A 20,342-nucleotide genomic window follows, 5' to 3' on the forward strand; every position below is an offset into this window, starting at 1 on the left:
ATCGTCGACAATGGACACGATGCGCATCGACCTGCACGCCCATTCCACCGCTTCCGACGGCACCGACTCGCCGGCCGGGCTCGTCGCCGCGGCCGCGAGAGCCGGGCTCGACGTCGTCGCGATCACCGATCACGACACCACGGCGGGCTGGGCGCCGGCCGCCGCGGCCATCCCGCCCGGCCTGACGCTCGTGCCCGGCGCCGAGCTCTCCACCGTCTCGATCGACCCCGAGACCGGCCGCCAGATCAGCGTCCACCTGCTGGCCTACCTCTTCGACCCGACGTCGGAGCCGGTCGTCACCGAGCAGACCCGGCTGCGCGTCGAGCGCCGCACGCGGCTGCGCCGGATGGCCGAGCGGATGGCTGCCGACGGCCTCCCGATCGACATCGACGAGATCTTCGGCCTGCTCCCCGAGGACTCGCCGCCCGGGCGCCCGCACCTGGCCCAGGCGCTGGTCCGGGCCGGGCTGGTCAAGTCCGTCGACGAGGCCTTCGCCGACTACCTCAGCCCGCGCCGCGGCTACTACGTCGCCCGCCGCGACACGCCCGTCGAAGAAGCCATCGACATGATCGACGCGGCCGGTGGCGTCACGGTCATCGCGCACCCCTTCGCCTTCAGCCGCGGTGCCACGATCAGCGAGGACACCCTCGCCGGGCTGGCCGCGCACGGCCTCACCGGCGTCGAGGCCGACCACCCGAACCACGACGAGCCGACCCGGGCCCGCACCCGCGCGCTGGCCGGCGAGCTCGGCCTGCTCGTCACCGGGTCCAGCGACTACCACGGCACGAACAAGACGATCGCGCTCGGCGAGTGCACCACCGATCCCGGGCAGTTCGAAGAGCTGGCTTCGCGCGCGGCCGGGTACCAGGTCGTGAAGGGCTGACATGGCGATCGCCGACGTCTTCGACGCGAAGCTCTTCATGAGCGCGACGATCACCCTCGTCGTCATCATGGACCCGCCGGGCACCGTGCCGGTGTTCCTCAGCCTCGTCGGCCGCAAGCCGGTCGCGACGCGGGCGCGCGCCGCCCGGCAGGCCGTCCTGGTGTCGCTGCTGGTCATCAGCCTGTTCGCGGTCGCCGGGCAGGCGATCCTCGCCTACCTCGGCATCGGCATCCCCGCGCTGCAGGGCGCCGGCGGCCTGCTGCTCCTGCTGATCGCGCTGCAGCTGCTCACCGGCAGCGGGCACGAGCCGGAGGCGGCCGCGGAAGACGTCAACGTCGCGCTCGTGCCGCTCGGCACGCCGCTGCTGGCCGGGCCCGGCGCGATCGCCGCGACCATCGTGTTCGTCCGGCAGGCCGACGGCCACGTCGGCGCGTACATCGCGCTGGCGGCGGCCATCGTCATGACGCACTTCGTGATCTACATCTGCATGCGCTACTCCGGTGTCGTCATCCGGCTGATCAAGGAAAGCGGCATCACGCTGCTGGCCAAGGTGGCCGGCCTGCTGCTCGCCGCGATCGCCGTCGAGCTGGTCGCGAACTCCGTGCGCGGCTTCATCGACGGCGGCAGCTGACCCCGCCTTTCGGGTTGTCCTGCCGGACAGGAACCGGCGGGTTCGTTGACATCGTTGGCACCGCTCGCGCAGCCTGAACCTCAGCTCAGCGCTTGAAACGATTCAATCGCCTTGCGGAGGCCTCGATGAAGTGGCTCAGAGCAGTTCTGCCGGTCGCGGTGCTGGTGGCGAGCGGTGTCACCGCCGTGCCCGCCGACGCCGCGCCCGGCTGGCAGAAGTACGTCGTCGCGCCGCCGAGCCGGGACGTCCGGCCGGTGAAGGTGCTGTCGACGACCGGCGACGTCACGAACCCGGACGGCCTGCTCGGCCGGGGTGTCGCGACGTTCAAGCGGCAGGCGCCGCCGCCGAAGCCGGCGTGGCCCGCGGGGACGACGGCCGCCGCGTCGTCGTTCCACGCGCCGAACAACGGCGGGAACGGCCAGCCGCGCACGTACGACCCGGGCAACGCCGTCGACGGGAACCCGGACACGTTCTGGAACGACGACACGATCGCCGCCTACCCGGACGTCCTGACCATCACCGCGGGCGCGCCGGCCGCGCTGCCCGGCGTCACCGTGCTGTCCAATGTGGACGGCGTACCGCAGGACTTCACGGTCGAGGTGCTGGACGGCGACGCGTGGCGCGTCGCGGCTTCGGTGACCGGCAACACCGCGGTGCAGCGCGCGGTCGCGTTCGACCGGCCGGTGACGACGAGCCAGGTCCGGATCACCGTGACGAAGGACCAGGCCACGCCGTCCGGCGAGTTCAGCCGCGTCGCCGAGGTCTGGCCCGGCCTGGTCGCCGATCCGCCGGTGCCGACGGCCGTCGTCGACTTCGGCAAGGTCGTCGCCGGGTACCCGAAGATCGCCTTCGCGGGCGCGTCGGCGAACCGGCCGGGCGTCCGGCTGTCGTTCTCCGAGACCCAGCAGTACCTGGGCGAACGCTCCGACTTCACGCGTTCGGACTTCTCCGGCGGGCCCGGGAGCGACCAGTACGCCGTGCCCGCGACGCCGGTCGTCTGGCGGGACACGAAGGGCTGCCAGAGCGGCACGCAGGTCTGCGCGGACGGCCTGCACGGCTTCCGCTACCTGCGGATCAGCCTCGACGCGCTGGCCTCGGACGCGCCGCTCGCGCAGCCGTCCGGCGAGGTGCGGATCAGCGGCGTCTCGCTCGACTTCACGCCGTTCCTCGGCACGCCGGACACCTACCGCGGCTGGTTCGAGTCCTCCGACGAGGACCTGAACAAGTACTGGTACGCGGCGTCCTACACGAACGAGCTGGGCATGGACACGTTCCGCGAGTCCGATGTGGACCCGCGCGGCGCGTTTTCCCCGTCGCTGGACGGGAAGCTCGTGCTGCACGACGGTGCGAAGCGTGACCGGGACCCGTACGTCGGCGACGTCGCGGTGTCCGGGCTGACCCAGTACCTGACGCACCAGGACGGCACGGCGGCGAAGAACGTCCTCGCCGATCTGGCCGACCACCAGCGCGCCGACGGCTGGATCCCGCCCGCGTCGATCAACAACTACACGTTGCCGCTGTTCGACTACCCGCTCTGGTGGGTGACGTCGAGCTGGGACTACGTCCTCTACAGCGGCGACACCGCGTACGCGGCTTCGTACTACTCACACCTCGTGAAGACGCTGGACACGTGGTACCCGTCGGTCACCGATTCGCGCGGGTTGCTCGCGAAGGGCCTCAACGGCACAGGCGGCTACGGCGACTACGCGTTCCTCCCACGCACCGGCGAAGTGACGTACTACAACGCGTTGTACGTCCGGGCGTTGCAGGGCGCGGCGGGGCTGGCGCGGGCGACCGGGCATCCCGCCGACGCCGACCGTTGGCTAGCGCGTGCTTCCGGCGTCGCTTCCGCCGTGAACCAGTACCTGTGGGACCCGGCGGCGGGCGCGTACCTCGACTCGGGGACGGGCGCGGTGCGGCACGGCCAGGACGGCAACAGCCACGCGATCCTGGCCGGGATCGCGTCACCGGCGCAGGCTTCTTCGGCGCTGGCGCGGCTCGCGGCCGGCGCGCTGCCGTACGGGAACCCGTTCATGGACAACGACACCCTCGTCCCCGACGGCACGAAGCGGGTGTACGCGTTCACGTCGTTCCCGGAGCTGCAGGCGCGGTTCCGGAGCGGGCAGGCGGCGTCGGCGATCGACCAGATCAAGCGGATGTACGGCTGGATGGCCACGCACGACCCGGGAATCACGGCGTGGGAAGGCATCGGCGAAGGCGGCTCGCACTACGAGCAGGGCTACACGTCGGCGGCGCACGGCTGGTCGGCGGGGGTCGTGCCGGCGTTGACCAACGACCTGCTGGGCGTCTCGCCGGCTTCACCCGGTTTCGCGACGTGGACGGTCGCGCCGAACCCCGGCGGCGTCGCGTGGGCGCGGGGAGCGGTGCCGACGCCGAAGGGCGCGTTGTCGGCTGCGTGGTCTCAGCGGGGTTCGGTGTTCTCGCTGACGGTTTCCGCGCCGCGCGGGACTTCCGGCTCGCTCGTGGTGCCGTCGGGCCGATTGGTGCTGCTGGACGGGCGGCCGCTCCGCGCGGCCGGGCCGGTGGCCGTCTCCGGCGGGACGCACACGGTGCTGGTGGTGCGGTAGCCGCACTTTCCGCGCGGGGCGGCTCGCCCCGCGCGGAAAGTGTCGGTGACATCTGGGGCTTTGCCCCAGGTCGGGGGCTCCGCCACCCGAACCCCCGAAGGAAGTGTCGGTGACATCTGGGGCTTTGCCCCAGGTCGGGGGCTCCGCCACCCGAACCCCCGAAGAAAGTGTCGGTGACATCTGGGGCTTTGCCCCAGGTCGGGGGCTCCGCCACCCGAACCCCCGAAGAAAGTGTCGGTGGTGGTGCGTAGCGTAGGAACCCGTGAAGGAGCAGATGGGGTTCGACTTCGGCGTAGCGCAACCGGTGCGGCTCACGAAGGTCTCGCCGGCGCGGCTGGCGACCTTCGACGACTGCCCGCGCCGGTACCGCCTCGCCTACCTCGACCGGCCGACACCGCAGCGGACCGGGCCGTGGGCGCACAGCACGCTCGGCGCGGTGGTGCACAACGCGTTGCGGGCGCTGTTCGACCTGCCGGTGCTCAAGCGGGTGCCGCAGCGGGCGGTGGCGCTGGTGGCCGAGTTCTGGAAGGACGCCGGCTTCGAGACCGAGGAACAGGCGGCGCGCTACCGGGCGCGGGCCAAGGGCTGGGTGGCGGAGTACGTCGAGGACAACGACGTCACGCACGACCCGGCCGGGCTGGAGCGCTGGGTGTCGGCGCCGGTCAACCCGGTACCGGGGGAGCGGCCGTCGATGATCATCGAGGGCCGCGCGGACCGCATCGACGCGCGGGCGGGCGAGCTGGTGATCGTCGACTACAAGACCGGACGCCGTCCGCCGGACGAGTACGAAGCACGGGCGTCGCAGGCACTGGCGCTGTACGCGGTGGCGGCGGCGCGCACGCTGCGGATGCCGTGCACGACGGTCGAGCTGCACCACCTCCCGACGGGCACGATCGCGGCGGCCGAGCACACCCCGGAAAGCCTGCGGAGGCACCTGCAACGCGCCGACGAGACCGCCGGGGACCTCCGCCTCGCCACGGATACCCTGAAGGCGGGCGGAGACGAGGACGTGCTGTTCCCGGCCCGCCCGGACCGGCGTTGCGCGTGGTGCGACTTCAGGCCGAGCTGCGCGGCAGGCCAGGAAGCCGCCCCGCAGGCGCAGCCGTGGGACCTGCTCGCGCCCTGAACGGGAGGGAATGTTGGCTTCACCGGACACCGACGAGCTGGCGACGCTGCCCTTGCCCGCGGCCACCCCCGAGCCGGCCCCGCCGCGGCGGGAGAAGCCGGAGGGGGCTGAGGGACGGCCTGCGGCGCCGGAGCAGGTGACTCGCGAGGCCGAAAGTGCTACCTCGGCGGGTGCGGCGGGGGCCGAGACCGCGCCGCACGACCTGACGGGCGCGGACCGGCGGGGGGCGCGCGAGGCCGAAGGTGCTGCTTCGGCGGAGGCCGAGACCGCGCCGCACGACCTGGCGGCCGCCGGTGCAGCCGAAACGGGCACCGGGCCGCAAGACCGCGTCGAGCCTGAGCGGATCGAGCCGGAAGCCGAGACACCCGCTGTCCCGGCGAAAGAACGTGGTCGCTGGTGGCGGGGCTTCACCGGCTCACTGGCCGCCGGCCTGGCCGTGCTCGCTCTCGGCGTGCTCGTCGTGGCCGGGGTCTGCCTCTACACCGGCGCCCCTGGCCCAGGGGCGACCCTCCTGGTCGGGCACCCCGTCGCCGCCGTCCTCGCTCTGCTGGCGCAGCGGGTCGCCGATCGTCGCAACGGGCCCGCGGCTGTTGGGGCGGGTGCTGCCGTCGTGCTCTTCGCCGTCTCCGCGTTGACGCTCTTCTGGCTCACTTGAGCGCGGTCAGCGTGTCCCCGCGCTCCTCCAGCAGCACCGGACCGGCCGCGCCCAGGCGGACCACGCCCGAATAGCCGCGCCGGTCGACGCCGACCGTGCGGATCGTCGAGCCGTCGTTCTCGTTCAGGACCGCCAGGCCGCCCTTGATCGGGATCACCAGCTGGTTCGCGAACGTGATGCCCGGGCCCATCGCGCTGCTCAGGGTCCAGCGGGGCGACAGATCGTCGCGGGACAGGGCCAGCACCTTCGAGCCGCTGAACCAGTACACGTTCTCCGCCGTCTGGGTCGTCGCCTCGACGCCCGACGGCGGGTCCTGGGCCAGGTCCGAAGGCGGCACGTCCAAGGGGTACGCCGCGCGCTGGGTGCCGTCGCCGTTGTAGGTCACCAGGAGCTTCTGGTCCGGCAGCACCACCGCCGTCAGGTCGCCCGACATCGCGACCACGCGGGCGCGCTTGCCCGCCAGCACGGAACTGAAGCTGACCTGGGGCTCGTCGTCCTTCTCCGGAGCCGCCTTGTAGACCGTCAGGCGGTCGGCCGGGTCGCCGGGGCAGCGCTCGATCACGCCGACCTTGCCCGACGCCGCCGCCACCGTGCCGTACGTGCAGCCCGTGCGGGGCTGCTTGCCCGCGTTGACCAGCGCCGGGACCTGGCCGTACTCGGCAGACTTCACCAGGTCGTCGCGCCAGGTGTCGAGGAGCTTCTTGCCGGTCGCCGTCACGTGCGAGCCGTCGCTGACCAGCTGCGTGCCCAGTTCCGCGTTGCCGTTGCGCTGCGCGGTGATCCGGCCCGTGCCCGGGTCCAGCTGCGTCACTTCACTGCAGTTGACGTCCTTGTGGTAGACGGCGTTCAGCCGCCCCCACGTCTCGTTCATCGTGCAGAGCTGCAGGTCACGTGCGTAGTGCCAGCGGATCTGGCCGGTGAGCGGGTCGCGGGCGGCGACCTCGCCGCCGTCCGCCGTGGCCACCGCGTCGCCGGCCACCACCGGCACCGGGGTCGCGCCGCTGCGGGCGCTCCACAGCTCCGCCAGCGAGCCCGGCACCTTGTCCGGGGCCGCGGGCAACGGCGGGGGCGGCGCCGCCTCGGTGTGGTCGGTGGCCGCGCTGTCGCTGGTCGCGCCGATGACCAGTGCGACCGCCAGCACCGCGACGGCGATCGCCGCGGCGAGCACCCGGTCCCGCCCGCGGTTCCACGGCGAACGACGCGCCTTGACCCGCGGGGCGGGCGGGGTGGTCTCGACGTCCTCGAGGACGTCTTCGGAGCCGTACTCGGGGGCCGGTTCTTCCGCGGGCTCGACCGGTTCAGGCGCGCTTTCGGGCGCCTTCTCGTCTTCGCTCACTTACCCGACCCCCGCTGCGTAGGCCTCAGTCTGCCGACGCAGGTGTATCAGACGTGGCGGCCGGGCGGCGACGGCGGCGCCGCCGAGCGGGGCGCTCGGCGTTCTCGCCGGCTTCCTTCTCGACGGCCGGGCCGGTCGCTTCCGGGGCGTTGCCGCTGCGGGTGCGGCGGCGCGACCGGGTGCGGCCTTCGGAAGCGGGAGCCTCGTCCGGGGACGCGGTGGCGGCGGCCTTGTCGGCGGCCTCGATCGCCTCGGCCGCCCGCGAGCCACCCCGGGTGCGCTTGCGCGGGGCGCGAGCGCGCTTGCGCGGCGCGTCTTCCGACGCGGACTCGCCGGGCTTGCCGCGGCCACGGCCGCGCTTCTTGCCGCCGAGGTCTTCTTCCTCCTCGGCGGCCAGGCCCGCGCGGGTGCGGTTGGCCAGCGGCAGCCGGCCGGTCGTGCCCGCCGGGATGCCCAGGTCCTCGTACAGGTGCTTCGACGACGAGTACGTCTCCACCGGCTCCGGCTTGTCCAGCCCGAGGGTGTCCGAGATCAGCTTCCAGCGCGGCTCTTCGTCCCAGTCGACCAGGGTGACGGCGACGCCGGTGCGGCCCGCGCGGCCGGTGCGGCCGATGCGGTGGACGTAGGTCTTCTCGTCGTCCGGGCACTGGTAGTTGATCACGTGGGTGACGTCGTCGATGTCGATGCCGCGGGCGGCGACGTCGGTCGCGACCAGCACGTCCACCTTGCCCGAGCGGAACGCGCGCAGCGCCTGCTCGCGGGCGCCCTGGCCGAGGTCGCCGTGCACGGCGGCGGCCGCGAAGCCGCGCTCGACCAGGTCGTCGGCCACCTTCTGCGCGGTGCGCTTGGTGCGGCTGAAGATCATCGTGAGGCCGCGGCCTTCGGCCTGCAGCACGCGGGCGATGACCTCGGGCTTGTCCATCGAGTGCGCCCGGTAGACGAACTGGGTGGTGCGCTCGTGGATCGCGCTCGCGTCGTTCTCTTCGGCGCGGATGTGCGTCGGCTGGCGCAGGAACGTGCGGGCCAGCGTGATGATCGGGCCGGGCATGGTGGCCGAGAACAGCATGGTCTGCCGCTCGTCCGGCACCATCCGCAGGATGCGCTCGATGTCGGGCAGGAAGCCCAGGTCGAGCATCTCGTCGGCCTCGTCCAGCACGAGCCCGCGGACCTTGCCCAGCACCAGGTGCTGCTGCTCGGCCAGGTCGAGCAGCCGGCCCGGGGTGCCGATCACGACGTCGACGCCCTTGCGCAGCGCCTCGATCTGCGGCTCGTACGGGCGGCCGCCGTAGATGGCCAGCGTCCGGATGCCCAGGTGCTTGCCGGCGCCCTTGAGGTCGTTGGCGACCTGGATGCACAGCTCGCGGGTCGGGACCACGACCAGCACCTGCGGGGTGCCGTCGCCGGGGACCTGCACGCGGTGCAGCAGCGGGACGCCGAAGCCCAGCGTCTTGCCCATGCCGGTGCGGGCCTGGCCGATGAGGTCGTCGCCGGCCATCGCCAGCGGCAGCGTCAGCGCCTGGATCGCGAAGGTGCGCTCGATGCCGGCTTCGCCGAGTGCCTTGACGATCTCCGGCTTGACGCCGAAGGACGCGAAGGTCGGGGCCTCGGGCTCGACCTCGACGCCCGCCTGCAGCGGGTGCGAGGTGTCGAGCGCGGCCGGGCCGGTCTCGCTGTGCTCCAGCGCGACGGCGGGGGTCTGTTCGGTTGTGGGAATTTCTGCGGTCAGGGTGATCGCCTCTCTCGTGACCAGCGCGCACCGCCCTGGGTCCGCTCGACACTCGACCGGGAGTAAACCCTGGTCCCTGGCGCTGATCTGAAGCGCGGAACCGGTCCGTCCCGGGAATGCCGGAAGAGGCGTGCACGCACATTGCAGTACGTCGGCAAGCCACGTGACCTGCCTGTTTCCCGACGCCGGTATGGCGTACGGAAGCTTCGATATCAAACGCAGTGTACCTGGTCAGCAGTTTTTCGACAGTACCCGGCGCGCCGGAACCAGTGGGATCGGTCTCGTCGCGGCACGCCCGGGTGCTTCGGCGATACCCTGGCCGCCGTGACCGACCCGAAAGAGATCAGCGAAGGCGTAGTCGACCTGCTGGGTGTGATCGCCTACCTCGAACTGTCCGCCTTCGACCGGCTGGCCGAGGACGCGCGCAGCGCCCCCACCCTGGCCGGGCGCGCCGCGCTGGCGACCATGGCGGCCGCCGAGATCGGTCACTACGGGCTGCTCGCCCAGCACCTGGCCGCCCAGAGCGTCAAGATCGAGGACGCGATGGCGCCGTTCGTGGCCCAGGTCGACGCCTGGCACGCCTCGACGCCGCCGAAGTCGTGGCTGGAATCGCTGGTCAAGGCCTACGTCGGCGACGGGCTGGCCGCGGACCTCTACCGCGAGATCGCCAGCTGGCTCGACCCGGAGACCAAGGACCTCGTGCTCACGGTCCTCGCCGACACCGGCCACTCCGCGTTCGCCGAACGCGAAGTGGCCGCCGGGATCGAAGCCGATCCCAAGACCCGCGACAAACTCGCCCTGTGGGGCCGCCGCCTGCTCGGCGAGGCACTGACCCAGGCCCAGTACGTCGTCGCCGAGCGCGACGGCCTGGCCGAGCTCATCATCGGCGGCTCCGGCGACCTCTCCGGAATTGCGGCGCTGTTCCGGCGGTTGCAGCAGGGGCACACCAAGCGCATGCAGGCGCTCGGCCTGGGCTGACCCCGATGGAGTACCCGGAATTGACGACGCGGTCAGGCGCGGTCATGCGCCACCGGAACGAGCCCGTTCGGTTAGCCTTGCCGAGCACATCCCTTACGAATTTTCAGCGGAGGTCCCACGTGGAGGTCAAGATCGGCATCAAGGACACGCCGCGCGAGCTGGTGGTGTCCAGTGGCCAGTCTCCCGAAGAGGTGGAGAAGCTGGTCGCCGAGGCCCTGACGGCCGGTGACGGGCTCTTCCGCATCAGCGACGAGAAGGGGCGCAAGTACATCGTCCCCTCCGACCGCATCGCGTACGTCGAGATCGCCCCGTCCGACGTCCGCAAGGTCGGCTTCGGCGTCGGCGACTGACCCATCGCGGCCAAGGCCACTCCGGGACGTCCCGGGGTGGCCTTTCGCGTGTTTCAGGGAGCTACGCCGAACGGGTTGTCGATCGCGTAGCGCCACTTGCCGTCCGAGCCGCGGCGAGCGACGTCGGTGGCGGTGCCGTGGACGTCCGTCCCGATGCGCCAGTCGACGATGAGCAGGGCCAGGTCGCCCGCGACGTAGACGTGCCGCGGCCGGACGTCGATCGGGTGGCCGAGCCGCTGCAGGGCGCTGTTGGCCGCGTGCCGGCCGGCCCCGGTGAGCGGCTCGCCCGGCTTCGCGACCAGGATCGCCGAGTCCTCGTAGACCCGGTCGAGCGAGCCGGGGTCGCCGCTGTTGAACGCGGCGGCGAACACGGCGGGGTGCCGCGCCGCGTCGGTGGTCAGTGCGATGTCCATGGCGGCCAGCGAACCGGAGGTGCGCGTGGCTCACCAAACGGTGAGGACCTGGGACGGCGAGCTCGTCCCCTCGGCGGCGGGCCGGACGGACCGCCCGTCCCCGGCGTGCCCGGTGGAAACCGCGCTGGCCGCGATCGCCGGCCGCTGGACGACCCTGGTGCTGCGGGACCTGATGGACGGCCCGCGGTCCTACACCGAACTGCGCGCGGCGCTGCCGTCGATCAGCGACAAGGTGCTGACCGAGCGCCTGGCGGCGCTGTGCGGGCGGGGCCTGGTGAGCCGGGAGCGGCGGCCGGCCTTCCCGGCGCGGGTCACCTACGACCTGACCGACGCGGGACGCCGGCTCCGGCCCCTGCTGATCGAGCTCTACCGCACAGGTGAGCGGCTGCTTTCACCGGATGAGTGAGTGTTCTTTGGTGTGTCGCCGCCGGGCTGCCTAGCTTCGCCCGGTGACCACTCTCGAGCCGACCGCCATCGCGGATCTCGTGCGGAGCACCCTCTCCGCGCACAAGTCGTTGTTCCTCGCCACTTCGGGCAGCTCCGGACCGTGGGTCGGCGGGGTGTACTTCGCCGAGAGCGGCGAGTTCACCCTGAACCTCGTGCTCGAGGACCGGGGCCGGACGCTGGCCGCGATCCGGGAGAACCCGGTGGTGTCGGTGGTCGTTTCGACGGGCTCGCCGATGCAGCCGTTCCTGCAGGCCCAGGCGCTCGCCGAGGTCGTCGGCGCCGACGAGGACGCGCGGGTGCGCGAGCTGCTCGTGGGGAAGGTCCCGGAGGCGGCGCCGTTCCTGTCCGCGCCGGTCACCGCCGTCCGGCTGACCGTCCGGAACTGGCGCGCCACGGACATCGCCAACGGCCTGCTCCCCGGCGTCGAGCTGCCCGGCCCGCGCCAGCCGTGAGACTCGCGAGCACTCCGCCGTTACGCGTTCAGCTCTTCGAGCGACGTCGGGACGTGGAACGGCGGGGTGCTCGTCCCCATGATGCGGTAGCGGCCCCACGGGTCCGGGTCGGACAGCTCGCCGTCCGCCGTGTACTCGCCGGCCTGGATCGTCACCGGCTTCTTCTTGCCGCCCGCCAGCTTCGTCAGCTCCTCGTTCACCGCCACCCGGCCGTACCAGCGGTAGTAGCCGTCGATCGGCTGGAAGTAGCCGCGCAGCTCCACCGTCGCCGTCAGCGAAACGCCGTCGACCACGAGGGTCGCTTCGCCGCTGTAGCCGTCTTCGTCGTGCTCGCTCATGACGTCTCCTCCACCCGTTCCGCGCGGCCCAGCTGGACCACCTTGTTGGCTTCCAGGGGCTGGTTCGGGTCGATGACGACGCCGTTCTGGCGGCTCAGCCCGTCGATGGCCGCCCAGATGATCTGCGTCAGGTACTCCACGACGGCGTCGCGGCTCATCGAGCGCCGGTCCAGCCACCACTCGCCGGTGTTCTGGACCATGCCTACGATGCCGTGCGCCCACGGCTCGGCCGCGCCGGAGTCCATGTTGAACATCCGCATGTAGTCGCCGAGCAGCGCGGTCAGCGCCGACGCGATCAGCTCCTTGTCCTCGGCCACGACGTCCGACGACACCGGCTTCTCCGGCCGCCCGTGCGCGAGCAGCCGGTAGAGGTTCGGGTGCTCCTCGATCACGGTGAAGAACGCGTCGAGCGCCATCCGGATCCGCGGCACCGGGGCCAGCTCGGCGTTGATCGCCGGGATCAGCCGCTCGAACAGGATCTCCGTGCCTCGCTGGCCGAGCGCCACGTAGAGGTCGGCCTTGTCGTCGAAGTGCCGGTACAGCACCGGTTTCGTGACGCCGGCCTCCGCGGCGACGTCCTCCATGCCGAGGTCGGGGCCGTGCGTGTCGAGGGCTCGCAGGGCCGCTTCGACGAACTCCTTGCGCCGCGCGATCCGGTGCTTGCGCCAGCGGTCGCGCCGGGCGTCGCCGGTCGTCTCCTCGCCGCGCGAGGCCTTGCTGGACTGCTTGCCGGAGCGCTTGACACGTTCGATCACGGGAGTCATGCTACGCACAGGTAACTGTTACCTCAAGTTACACATTGCGGAAGGGGTGTCGGCAATGACGCGGACGCTGAAGGAACCGGACCGCGAAAAGACCGCGGACCGCCTGCTGAAGTCGTCGGCGAACAAGTTCTACGACCCGGACGTCGACATCGACTGGACAGCGCCGCTCGTCGAGGGCAAGCGCTACATCCTGGACGAGCGCTCCTCGCTGTACGGCACCGAGCTGTGGGACCAGCTGACCCCCGAGCAGCGCATCGAGCTGGGCAAGCACGAGGTCGCCAGCATCGCGACCACCGGCTTGTGGTTCGAAATCCTCCTGATGCAGATGCTGCTCAAGGAGGTCTACGAAGAGGACCCGACGTCCGCGCACGCCCAGTTCGCGCTCACCGAGATCGCCGACGAATGCCGGCACTCGACGATGTTCGCGCGGATGGCGTCGCGGATCGGCTGCCCCGCCTACGGCCCGGTGCCGTGGCTGCGGCGGCTCGCGAAGCTGATGCCGACGATCTCCTACGGCCCGGCGCGCTACGGCGCGATCCTGGTCGCCGAGGAGGTCCTCGACCGGCTGCAGCGCGAGCAGATGAACGACGAAGGCGTCCAGCCGCTGGTGCGGATGGTCAACCGGATCCACGTCCTCGAAGAAGCCCGGCACGTCACCTTCGCCCGCGAAGAGGTCACGCGCGGCATGGCGAAGCTGTCGAAGGCCGAAATCGCCTACCAGCAGTTCATCATCGCGCTCATCTCGTACTTCGTGACGCGGGCGTTCATCAACCCGAACGTCTACAAGGCGGTCGGCATCCGGCCGCGCGACGGCGTCGAAGCGGCGCTGAACAACCCGCACTGGCACGGGACGATCGCGTGGGCCGGGGAGAAGATCATGCCGTTCCTCGAGGAGTCCGGCCTGGTCGGACTGCCCGGGAAGTACTTCTGGCGCAAGTCGTTCCTGCTCCCGGCGGGCCGGTGACCACCGCGTCGCGGCTGCGCGACCCCTCGCTCGGGCACCGGTTCGTCGCGAGCGACGGCGCCGCGCTGCACGTCGCGGAATCGGGGCCGGCCGACTCGGCGGTCACGCTGGTGCTGGTGCACGGCTGGACGCAGGACCACCGGACGTGGGACTTCGTGCTGCCGCACCTGGACTCCGGCGTGCGCGTGCTGCGCTACGACCTGCGCGGCCACGGCGGGTCGGCGCACGCGCGCCCCGGCTCGGCGACGATCGCGCGGCTGGCCGACGACCTCGCCGAGCTGATCGCCGATCGCGTGCCCGCCGGACCGCTGGTGCTGGCCGGCCACTCGATGGGCGGCATGACGCTCATGGTGCTCGCCGAACGGCACCCGTCGCTGGTGTCGGAGCGGTTGGCGGGCGCGGCGTTCGTGGCGACGTCGTCGGGCGACATGGACAAGCTGACGCTGGGGTTCCCCGGCCTGGCCGGGCGGAGCGTGACGCGCTTCGAACCGCGGCTGGCCCAGCTGCTGGCCCGGTTGCGGAGCGACACCCTGCGGCTGCGGCCGGGCCTGGTCCGCTCGGGCGCGCGGCGGCTGGTCTTCGGGGTGCGCCCGGGTCGTGAGCAGGTGGACAGCGTCGTCGAGCAGCTGCTGGCGGCGCACCCGGCGAGCGCGGGGCTGTTCCTGGACGCGATCGCGGCCCACCGCGGCGTGGGCGGGCTGGGCGCGCTGTGCGACGTGCCGTCGGTGGTGCTGGCGGGGGAGCGGGACCGGCTGTGCCCGCTGGCGCACGCGAAGGTGATCGCGGACGAGCTGCCGCACGCGGAGTTCGTCCGTTACCCCGGCGCGGGGCACATGCTCCCGCAGGAGCGCCCCTTCGAGGTCGCGCGCCGCATCTCCGCCCTGGTCCGCACCGCCACCCACCGCTGACCCCCGAAGCCGCACTTTCACGTGAAAGTGCGCACCAGGGGGCCGCACTTTCACGTGAAAGTGCGGCCTTGGGGGTCAGGAGTCCTTGAGGGGGAAGCCGCCGCCGATGCCGCGCCAGGCGAGGTTGGCCGTCAGGGCCACCGCCTCCTCGCGGCTCATCGACTGGTGGTGCTGCAGCCAGAACCGGGCGCTGACCTGGCTCATGCCGACCAGCCCCACGGCCAGCAGCCGCGCCTTGTCCTCGTCGAGGCCCGCGTCCGCCGTGATCGTCTCCGTGATCGCGTCCACGCTCGCCGACGTCGCCCGGTCGACCGCTTCCTGGACCGCGGGCTCGCCGCGCAGGTCGGACTCGAACACCATCCGGAACGCGCCCGCGTCGTTGCTGACGAAGTCGAAGAACGCGCCGACCGTCGCCGGGACGCGCTGGCGGTTCTCCGTCGTGGAGTCCAGCGCCGTCTGCACACGCTTCACCAGCTCGTCGACGTGGCTCTCCAGCAGCGCGATGTACAGGTCGAGCTTGCCGGGGAAGTGCTGGTAGAGGACCGGCTTGCTGACACCGGCCACTTCGGCGATCTCGTCCATCGCGGCGGCGTGGTAGCCGTTCTCGGCGAAGACCCGCTGCGCCGCGGCGAGGAGCTGGGCCCGGCGCTCCGTCCGGGGCAGCCGCACCCCGCGCTGCTGCAGCCGCGTCATCTCCGTCATGCTCATCCTCCCGTCTTCACACCTTCGACGGGCGGGGTCGCCACCGCGTGAAGTCGTCCTGAAGATTACTCGCCGGTATGTATGCCGTGCCACGGGTCGGGCATCCTGGATCCGTGAACACCGCCGTGACCGCGCGGGCGCCGCTGACGCACGTGCCCCTGTCGACCAGGGAATTGCCGTCTCTGGAGCCGTTGAAACCGCCGTGGCCGGCGACCTTCGAAGAGGTCGGCACCGCGCGCCTCCACATCCGCCGCACGCCGGGCCCCGACGGCGTGCCCGCGGTCTACGTGCACGGCCTCGGCGGCTCGTCGACGAACTGGACCGACCTGGCCGCGCTGCTCGCGCCGGTCGCCGGTGGGACCGCGCCCGACCTGCCCGGATTCGGCTACACCGAGCCCGAAGCGGGGTTCGACTTCACGCTCGACGCGCACGCCGACGTCGTCGCGACGCACATCGAATCGGTGGGCGCGCCGGTGCACCTGTTCGGCAACTCGATGGGCGGGGCGATCGCGCTGCTCGTCGCCGCCCGGCGCCCGGAGCTGGTCAAGACGCTCACGCTCATCTCGCCCGCGGTCCCCGACCGGCGTCCCGACCCGCGGCGGCTGTCGGACCCGCGGATGGCGCTCGCGTACCTGCCGCTGGTCGGCGCGCGCGTGCGGGCCCAGCTGGCCGCGCTCGGGCCGCGGGAACGCGCCGCGCAGGTCATCAAGCTGTGCTTCGCGGACGCGTCGCGGTTCCCGGACAGCCGGCTGGACGAGCTGACCGAGGAGCACGGCGCCCGCGCGGGGTTCGCCTGGGCGGCGCCCGCGATGGCCCGCAGCACGTTCGCGATCTTCCGGGCCTGGTCGACGCTCGGGAAGGCGTCGCTGTGGTCGGTCGCGCCGCGGGTGGCGGCGCCGACGCTGGTGGTCTGGGGCCGGGAGGACCGCGTCATCTCGGTGAAGCGGGCCGTGCGGACCGCGCGGGCGATCCCGCGGGCCCGGTTGCTGGTGCTGCCGCGGACCGGGCACGTGGCCCAGATGGAACGCCCGGTAGTCGTCGCGAAGGCCGTTTTGGGCATGTGGGAGCACGTCGAAGCCGGCACCTGGTAGCCCGATCGAGTGGCAACAACCCCCTGCGTGGTCAGCCAGTCGCCGATAACGGTTCGGTGGCGCTGTGGCACCCTGGTGCGGTGGACCGGGTGAAGCAGGACGCGCGAGGCGACGATCGGCGGGCTCCCCACCGCGCGTCGGGCCGCCGGACCCCGGAGCCCGAGGAGCCGCCGCGCACCGGGCAGTACCGCCCGTCGTCGAAGGCGCCCGCGCTGCGCGTCACCGAGGACCGCTACCGCCCGGGCGGGCGGCGGACCAGCGCCGAGCCGCTGAGCGCGTCGTGGAAGCCCCACGCCGAGACGCCGCGCGAGCAGCCGAAGGAAGCGCCGCCGAAGTCCGGTCTCGCGAAGCTCACCAAGACCTACGGCTGGCGGGTCTACGCGCTGCCGATCCTCGTCGTGCTGACCGTGCTCGTCGTGGTCAACACCGCCAACAGCCCGGCCCAGCCGATCGCCGAGCAGAGCGCCGCGCCCGGCGTCGAGTCGGCGGGCGGCGACGCGGCCGGCGGCGCCATCGACGGCGACGGCGAGGCGGGCATCCCGGAGAACCCGGCCAAGCCGGTCGACCTCAAGGTGCCGACGGCGGACCTGCCGAACGGCAGCCCGTTCACGCAGGCGGGCACCGGCCAGTGGCACGTCGTGCCGGGCAGCGGTCCCAAGGTCGGCAGCGGGAAGCTGTACACCTACACGATCGAGGTCGAGGACGGCATCGACGCGTCGAGCTACGCCGGCGACGACGCCTTCGCGGCCGCGGTCCAGGGCACGCTGTCCGATCCCAAGAGCTGGACGTGGGACGGCAAGATCGCGCTCCAGCGCGTCGACGGGAACTTCCCGAACCCGTCGTTCAAGGTGAGCCTCACCACGCCCGAGACGACGCACCGCGCGGACGCGTGCGGCTTCCAGATCACCTTCGAGGCGTCCTGCTACCGCAAGAGCATGGGCCGGGTGCTGATCAACCTGGCCCGCTGGGTGCGCGGCGCGAAGGCGTTCAACGCGGACATGACCGGCTACCGCCAGTACGCCATCAACCACGAGGTCGGGCACGCGCTGGGCAACCAGCACGTCGGCTGCGGCGGCACCGGCCAGCCCGCGCCGGTGATGATGCAGCAGTCCTTCGGCGTCTCCGACGACTACGTCTCGATGCTCAACGACATCCCCGGCGGCGACAAGGGCAAGGTCGCCAAGGACGGCCGCGTCTGCACGCCGAACGCGTGGCCCAATCCCACTCCTTGAGCGGGTCCCACCATCTGGGCATGGGGGAAGGTCTGTTTGCCTGCGCGTGTTGTGCATAGTGGGATGGACGCGAACCGCGCGCGAGATGGAGGACCCATGTCAGCACTGCCGCCGCTCGTCGAGCCGGCTGCCGAGCTCACCAAGGAAGAGGTGGCCAGGTACAGCCGTCACCTGATCATCCCGGACGTCGGGGTGACCGGGCAGAAGCGGTTGAAGAACGCCAAGGTCCTGGTCATCGGCGCCGGCGGCCTCGGCAGCCCCGCGTTGCTCTACCTGGCCGCGGCCGGCGTCGGCACGCTCGGCATCGTCGACTTCGACGTCGTGGACGAGTCGAACCTGCAGCGCCAGGTCATCCACGGCCAGTCCGACGTCGGCAAGCTCAAGGCCGCGTCGGCGCAGGAGTCGATCGCGGAGATCAACCCGCTGGTCAAGGTGCACCTGCACACCGACCGGCTGGACTCGTCGAACGCGCTGGAGATCTTCGAGCAGTACGACCTGATCGTCGACGGCACCGACAACTTCGCCACGCGCTACCTCGTGAACGACGCCGCGGTGCTGCTGGGCAAGCCGTACGTCTGGGGTTCGATCTTCCGCTTCGAGGGCCAGGTCAGCGTCTTCTGGGAGGACGCGCCGAACGGCAAGGGCCTCAACTACCGCGACCTCTACCCGGAGCCGCCGCCCCCGGGCATGGTGCCCTCCTGCGCCGAGGGTGGCGTGCTGGGCGTGCTCTGCGCGTCCATCGGCTCGATCATGGTGACCGAGGCGATCAAGCTGCTCACCGGCATCGGCGAGCCGCTGCTCGGCCGCCTGATCAGCTACGACGCGCTGGAGATGAAGTACCGCGAGGTCAAGATCCGCAAGGACCCGGACACCCCGAAGATCACCGAGCTGATCGACTACGAGGCGTTCTGCGGTGTCGTGTCGGACGAAGCCGCGCAGGCCGCGTCGGGCAGCACGATCACCCCCGCGGAGCTCAAGGCCAAGTTCGACAACGGCGACAACTTCGCCCTGATCGACGTCCGCGAGCAGCACGAGTACGAGATCGTCAACATCAAGGGCGCGACGCTGATCCCGAAGGACCGCATCCTTTCGGGCGAGGCGCTGGCGGAACTGCCGCAGGACAAGCCGATCGTCCTGCACTGCAAGTCGGGCGCCCGCTCGGCGGAGGCCCTCGCGGCGCTGCACGCGGCCGGCTTCAAGGACGCGACGCACCTCGGTGGCGGCGTGCTGGCCTGGGCGAAGCAGATCGACCCGAGCCTGCCGACCTACTGACAGTGGTTCCCCGTGAAGGCCGCCTCCGGCTTCGGAGGCGGCCTTCACGGCGTTTCGCCCGAGTCGCAAAACACTGTGTGACCAGCGCGTCTTCTCGAACGTGGAACACCCGGCCGGGTAACGTCACGACCCGTGCGGTCAACCCTCGAACGCCCTCCGGCGCACGTCTGCTCGGCCTTCGGCGGCCTCGACGACGTCAGCGAACCGCTGCCGGACTCGACGGCGTGGCGCTGCGGCGACCTCGTGCTCAAGCCGGTCACCGACAAGGCGAAGACGCTGTGGACCGCCCGCGCCCTCGACTACATCGCCGAGCCGGGCCTGCGCGTCGCGAAGCCGGTCGGCTCCAGCGACGGCCGCTGGATCGTCGGCGGCTGGACGGCGTCGCGCTTCGTGGCGGGAACGCCCGAACACCGCGGCGACGAGTCGGTGCTGGCGGCGGTGAAGCTCCACCGCGCGACGATCGGCCTGCCCCGGCCGGACTTCCTCACCGCCCGCCGCGACGTCGACGCGATCGCCGACCGGGTGGCGTGGGAGGAACTCGAGGTCCCCCTGGAGGAGACGAAGGGCGGCCGCTGGTTCGAGGTCCTGGCCGGCGCCCGCCGCCCGATCCGCCTGCCGTCCCAGGTGGCCCACGGCGAACTGCTGGCCGGCCTGCTGTTCGACGGCACCGCGGCCCCGGGCCTGGTGGACTTCGTGCCGTACTACCGCCCCGGCGAGTACGGCGCGGCGATCGTCGCGGTGGACGCCCTGGCGTGGGGCGGTGCGACGCGGGAGCTGCTGGAGCGGTGGGCGCACCTGCCGGAGTGGCCGCAGCTGCTGCTGCGCGCGGTGCTGTTCCGGCTGGCGTCGAACGCGCTGAACCCGAGGTCGACGCAGGCCTCGCTCGATGGGCTGCGCGTGGCGGCGCGCGAGGTGAGCGGGGTCTTGTGACCGCCTTGCCGGGCCGGGAAGATGGAGTGGTGATCAGCTACCGAAAGGGCCATGCCGCGTAGGCGGCCCGGAAGCCTGCGCCGCCCTCGGCGACTCGATGTCGCGGGGCCGCCGCCGGTCAAGATCCCGTACGTCTCCCGCCGCGCTCAGCGCCAACTCGCCTTCGCCGAAGCAGCGGCCGACGGCTCGCCCGGCTTCGTCGCCGGCCTGCTCGAGGACTGGGAGCGCGCCACCCGGCCGCCGTTCCGGCTGGAACTTCCGGCCTCCCCGCACCCCGGCCGTGATCCGGTCGGCACCCGCTGGGTGCTGGCCCGGGTGCTGGACGAGCTCCCGCGCCGCGAGCGGGCGCTGGTGGGGGCCGTGCTGTCCCGGGTCGATCGCCGGTTCGCGGCGCGGACCCTGCCCGACCCGCGCAACACGTCGCCGTGGTGGTTCGAGCGGCGGCTGTTCGAGCAGAACGGCTGGGGACGCTTGTGACCGAGGTCGCAAGCTCGGACGTCACGACCGGCGATGCGCCGCTGACCTCCCGTCTCCCGATCCGTGGACGCGGATCTCA

22 protein-coding genes are annotated in these 20,342 nt (G+C 72.0%); 16 read left to right on the forward strand and 6 right to left on the reverse strand.

The window, feature by feature from the left end; genetic code table 11:
- Positions 1 to 19 precede the first annotated feature (19 nt).
- From AB5J73_RS17780 to AB5J73_RS17800, 5 genes are all read left to right on the forward strand, one after another.
- Entirely contained in the window at positions 20 to 883 is an 864-nt protein-coding gene (locus AB5J73_RS17780) for a PHP domain-containing protein (RefSeq protein ID WP_370970786.1), read from the forward strand.
- Position 884: 1 nt separating this feature from the next.
- Positions 885 to 1,514, forward strand: a complete 630-nt coding sequence (locus AB5J73_RS17785; RefSeq protein WP_125307075.1) for a MarC family protein — start codon at positions 885 to 887, stop codon at positions 1,512 to 1,514.
- A 125-nt stretch (positions 1,515 to 1,639) separates the two neighbouring features.
- Positions 1,640 to 4,102, forward strand: coding sequence for an alpha-L-rhamnosidase C-terminal domain-containing protein (locus tag AB5J73_RS17790; protein WP_370970787.1), 2,463 nt, complete (start codon positions 1,640 to 1,642; stop codon positions 4,100 to 4,102).
- A gap of 274 nt (positions 4,103 to 4,376) precedes the next feature.
- Complete coding sequence (locus AB5J73_RS17795) at positions 4,377 to 5,228, forward strand: RecB family exonuclease (RefSeq protein ID WP_370973220.1); 852 nt, start codon at positions 4,377 to 4,379, stop codon at positions 5,226 to 5,228.
- Between the two features lie 10 nt (positions 5,229 to 5,238).
- On the forward strand, positions 5,239 to 5,883 hold the full coding sequence (locus AB5J73_RS17800) for a hypothetical protein (protein ID WP_370970788.1): 645 nt from the start codon (positions 5,239 to 5,241) through the stop codon (positions 5,881 to 5,883).
- Here the strand turns inward: AB5J73_RS17800 and AB5J73_RS17805 are convergent.
- Both AB5J73_RS17805 and AB5J73_RS17810 read right to left on the reverse strand, forming a co-directional pair.
- Complete coding sequence (locus AB5J73_RS17805) at positions 5,876 to 7,219, reverse strand: hypothetical protein (protein WP_370970789.1); 1,344 nt, start codon at positions 7,217 to 7,219, stop codon at positions 5,876 to 5,878. The genes AB5J73_RS17800 and AB5J73_RS17805 overlap by 8 nt on opposite strands.
- A 25-nt stretch (positions 7,220 to 7,244) precedes the next feature.
- Positions 7,245 to 8,714, reverse strand: a complete 1,470-nt coding sequence (locus AB5J73_RS17810; protein ID WP_370970790.1) for a DEAD/DEAH box helicase — start codon at positions 8,712 to 8,714, stop codon at positions 7,245 to 7,247.
- 555 nt (positions 8,715 to 9,269) lie between these two features.
- Between AB5J73_RS17810 and AB5J73_RS17815 the strand changes: the two genes are divergently transcribed.
- Both AB5J73_RS17815 and AB5J73_RS17820 read left to right on the forward strand, forming a co-directional pair.
- Positions 9,270 to 9,923: a ferritin-like fold-containing protein gene (locus AB5J73_RS17815; RefSeq protein WP_370970791.1), complete on the forward strand. Its 654-nt coding sequence runs from the start codon at positions 9,270 to 9,272 to the stop codon at positions 9,921 to 9,923.
- A gap of 119 nt (positions 9,924 to 10,042) precedes the next feature.
- Complete coding sequence (locus AB5J73_RS17820; protein ID WP_125307071.1) at positions 10,043 to 10,273, forward strand: DUF3107 domain-containing protein; 231 nt, start codon at positions 10,043 to 10,045, stop codon at positions 10,271 to 10,273.
- 53 nt (positions 10,274 to 10,326) lie between these two features.
- On the opposite strand, the gene AB5J73_RS17825 is transcribed toward AB5J73_RS17820, so the two are convergent.
- Entirely contained in the window at positions 10,327 to 10,686 is a 360-nt protein-coding gene (locus tag AB5J73_RS17825; protein WP_370970792.1) for a DUF4440 domain-containing protein, read from the reverse strand.
- Positions 10,687 to 10,711: 25 nt separating this feature from the next.
- Here AB5J73_RS17825 and AB5J73_RS17830 point away from each other — a divergent pair, with 25 nt between their 5' ends.
- Both AB5J73_RS17830 and AB5J73_RS17835 read left to right on the forward strand, forming a co-directional pair.
- The gene (locus tag AB5J73_RS17830) at positions 10,712 to 11,092 is read left to right on the forward strand and encodes a winged helix-turn-helix transcriptional regulator (protein ID WP_370970793.1); all 381 of its coding nucleotides are present in this window, start codon (positions 10,712 to 10,714) and stop codon (positions 11,090 to 11,092) included.
- Between the two features lie 43 nt (positions 11,093 to 11,135).
- Entirely contained in the window at positions 11,136 to 11,585 is a 450-nt protein-coding gene (locus tag AB5J73_RS17835) for a pyridoxamine 5'-phosphate oxidase family protein (protein ID WP_370970794.1), read from the forward strand.
- A gap of 20 nt (positions 11,586 to 11,605) precedes the next feature.
- Here AB5J73_RS17835 and AB5J73_RS17840 read toward each other — a convergent pair whose 3' ends face one another.
- Positions 11,606 to 11,923, reverse strand: coding sequence for a DUF4873 domain-containing protein (locus AB5J73_RS17840; protein ID WP_370970795.1), 318 nt, complete (start codon positions 11,921 to 11,923; stop codon positions 11,606 to 11,608).
- Positions 11,920 to 12,687 carry a TetR/AcrR family transcriptional regulator gene (locus tag AB5J73_RS17845; RefSeq protein ID WP_370970796.1) on the reverse strand — a complete coding sequence of 256 codons (768 nt, stop codon included), beginning with the start codon at positions 12,685 to 12,687 and terminating at the stop codon, positions 11,920 to 11,922. Before AB5J73_RS17845 ends, AB5J73_RS17840 begins: the two co-directional genes overlap by 4 nt.
- Before the next feature lie 55 nt (positions 12,688 to 12,742).
- On the opposite strand from AB5J73_RS17845, the gene AB5J73_RS17850 reads away from it, so the two are divergent.
- Together AB5J73_RS17850 and AB5J73_RS17855 are read left to right on the forward strand one after the other, a co-directional pair.
- Positions 12,743 to 13,651 (forward strand): diiron oxygenase, encoded by a 909-nt coding sequence (locus tag AB5J73_RS17850; RefSeq protein ID WP_370970797.1) that lies wholly within the window; start codon positions 12,743 to 12,745, stop codon positions 13,649 to 13,651.
- Positions 13,648 to 14,559 (forward strand): alpha/beta fold hydrolase, encoded by a 912-nt coding sequence (locus tag AB5J73_RS17855; protein ID WP_370970798.1) that lies wholly within the window; start codon positions 13,648 to 13,650, stop codon positions 14,557 to 14,559. The genes AB5J73_RS17850 and AB5J73_RS17855 overlap by 4 nt, the downstream gene beginning before the upstream one ends.
- A 75-nt stretch (positions 14,560 to 14,634) precedes the next feature.
- Here the strand turns inward: AB5J73_RS17855 and AB5J73_RS17860 are convergent, their stop codons facing one another.
- Positions 14,635 to 15,261, reverse strand: a complete 627-nt coding sequence (locus AB5J73_RS17860) for a TetR/AcrR family transcriptional regulator (protein ID WP_125307066.1) — start codon at positions 15,259 to 15,261, stop codon at positions 14,635 to 14,637.
- 113 nt (positions 15,262 to 15,374) lie between these two features.
- On the opposite strand from AB5J73_RS17860, the gene AB5J73_RS17865 reads away from it, so the two are divergent.
- The 5 genes from AB5J73_RS17865 (at position 15,375) to AB5J73_RS17885 (ending at position 20,263) form a co-directional block, all read left to right on the forward strand.
- Entirely contained in the window at positions 15,375 to 16,352 is a 978-nt protein-coding gene (locus tag AB5J73_RS17865) for an alpha/beta fold hydrolase (protein WP_370970799.1), read from the forward strand.
- A gap of 80 nt (positions 16,353 to 16,432) precedes the next feature.
- Positions 16,433 to 17,584 (forward strand): DUF3152 domain-containing protein, encoded by a 1,152-nt coding sequence (locus AB5J73_RS17870; protein WP_370970800.1) that lies wholly within the window; start codon positions 16,433 to 16,435, stop codon positions 17,582 to 17,584.
- A 96-nt stretch (positions 17,585 to 17,680) separates the two neighbouring features.
- Positions 17,681 to 18,856: an adenylyltransferase/sulfurtransferase MoeZ gene (moeZ, locus tag AB5J73_RS17875; protein ID WP_160699676.1), complete on the forward strand. Its 1,176-nt coding sequence runs from the start codon at positions 17,681 to 17,683 to the stop codon at positions 18,854 to 18,856.
- Positions 18,857 to 18,988: 132 nt separating this feature from the next.
- Complete coding sequence (locus tag AB5J73_RS17880) at positions 18,989 to 19,786, forward strand: TIGR02569 family protein (protein ID WP_370970801.1); 798 nt, start codon at positions 18,989 to 18,991, stop codon at positions 19,784 to 19,786.
- Positions 19,787 to 19,837: 51 nt separating this feature from the next.
- Positions 19,838 to 20,263, forward strand: coding sequence for a hypothetical protein (locus tag AB5J73_RS17885; protein ID WP_370970802.1), 426 nt, complete (start codon positions 19,838 to 19,840; stop codon positions 20,261 to 20,263).
- Positions 20,264 to 20,342 lie beyond the last annotated feature (79 nt).

It is taken from the genome of Amycolatopsis sp. cg9 (assembly GCF_041346945.1).
Classification (GTDB): Bacteria; Actinomycetota; Actinomycetes; order Mycobacteriales; family Pseudonocardiaceae; genus Amycolatopsis.

Coding starts and splice junctions, on each gene's coding strand:
- moeZ (WP_160699676.1), top strand. CDS start 17,681: ATGTCAGCACTGCCGCCGCTCGTCGAGCCGGCTGCCGAGCTCACCAAG.
- AB5J73_RS17795 (WP_370973220.1), top strand. CDS start 4,377: ATGGGGTTCGACTTCGGCGTAGCGCAACCGGTGCGGCTCACGAAGGTC.
- AB5J73_RS17840 (WP_370970795.1), bottom strand. CDS start 11,923: ATGAGCGAGCACGACGAAGACGGCTACAGCGGCGAAGCGACCCTCGTG.
- AB5J73_RS17885 (WP_370970802.1), top strand. CDS start 19,838: ATGCCGCGTAGGCGGCCCGGAAGCCTGCGCCGCCCTCGGCGACTCGAT.
- AB5J73_RS17860 (WP_125307066.1), bottom strand. CDS start 15,261: ATGACGGAGATGACGCGGCTGCAGCAGCGCGGGGTGCGGCTGCCCCGG.
- AB5J73_RS17785 (WP_125307075.1), top strand. CDS start 885: ATGGCGATCGCCGACGTCTTCGACGCGAAGCTCTTCATGAGCGCGACG.
- AB5J73_RS17800 (WP_370970788.1), top strand. CDS start 5,239: ATGTTGGCTTCACCGGACACCGACGAGCTGGCGACGCTGCCCTTGCCC.
- AB5J73_RS17850 (WP_370970797.1), top strand. CDS start 12,743: ATGACGCGGACGCTGAAGGAACCGGACCGCGAAAAGACCGCGGACCGC.
- AB5J73_RS17825 (WP_370970792.1), bottom strand. CDS start 10,686: ATGGACATCGCACTGACCACCGACGCGGCGCGGCACCCCGCCGTGTTC.
- AB5J73_RS17780 (WP_370970786.1), top strand. CDS start 20: ATGCGCATCGACCTGCACGCCCATTCCACCGCTTCCGACGGCACCGAC.
- AB5J73_RS17810 (WP_370970790.1), bottom strand. CDS start 8,714: ATGGCCGGCGACGACCTCATCGGCCAGGCCCGCACCGGCATGGGCAAG.
- AB5J73_RS17845 (WP_370970796.1), bottom strand. CDS start 12,687: ATGACTCCCGTGATCGAACGTGTCAAGCGCTCCGGCAAGCAGTCCAGC.
- AB5J73_RS17790 (WP_370970787.1), top strand. CDS start 1,640: ATGAAGTGGCTCAGAGCAGTTCTGCCGGTCGCGGTGCTGGTGGCGAGC.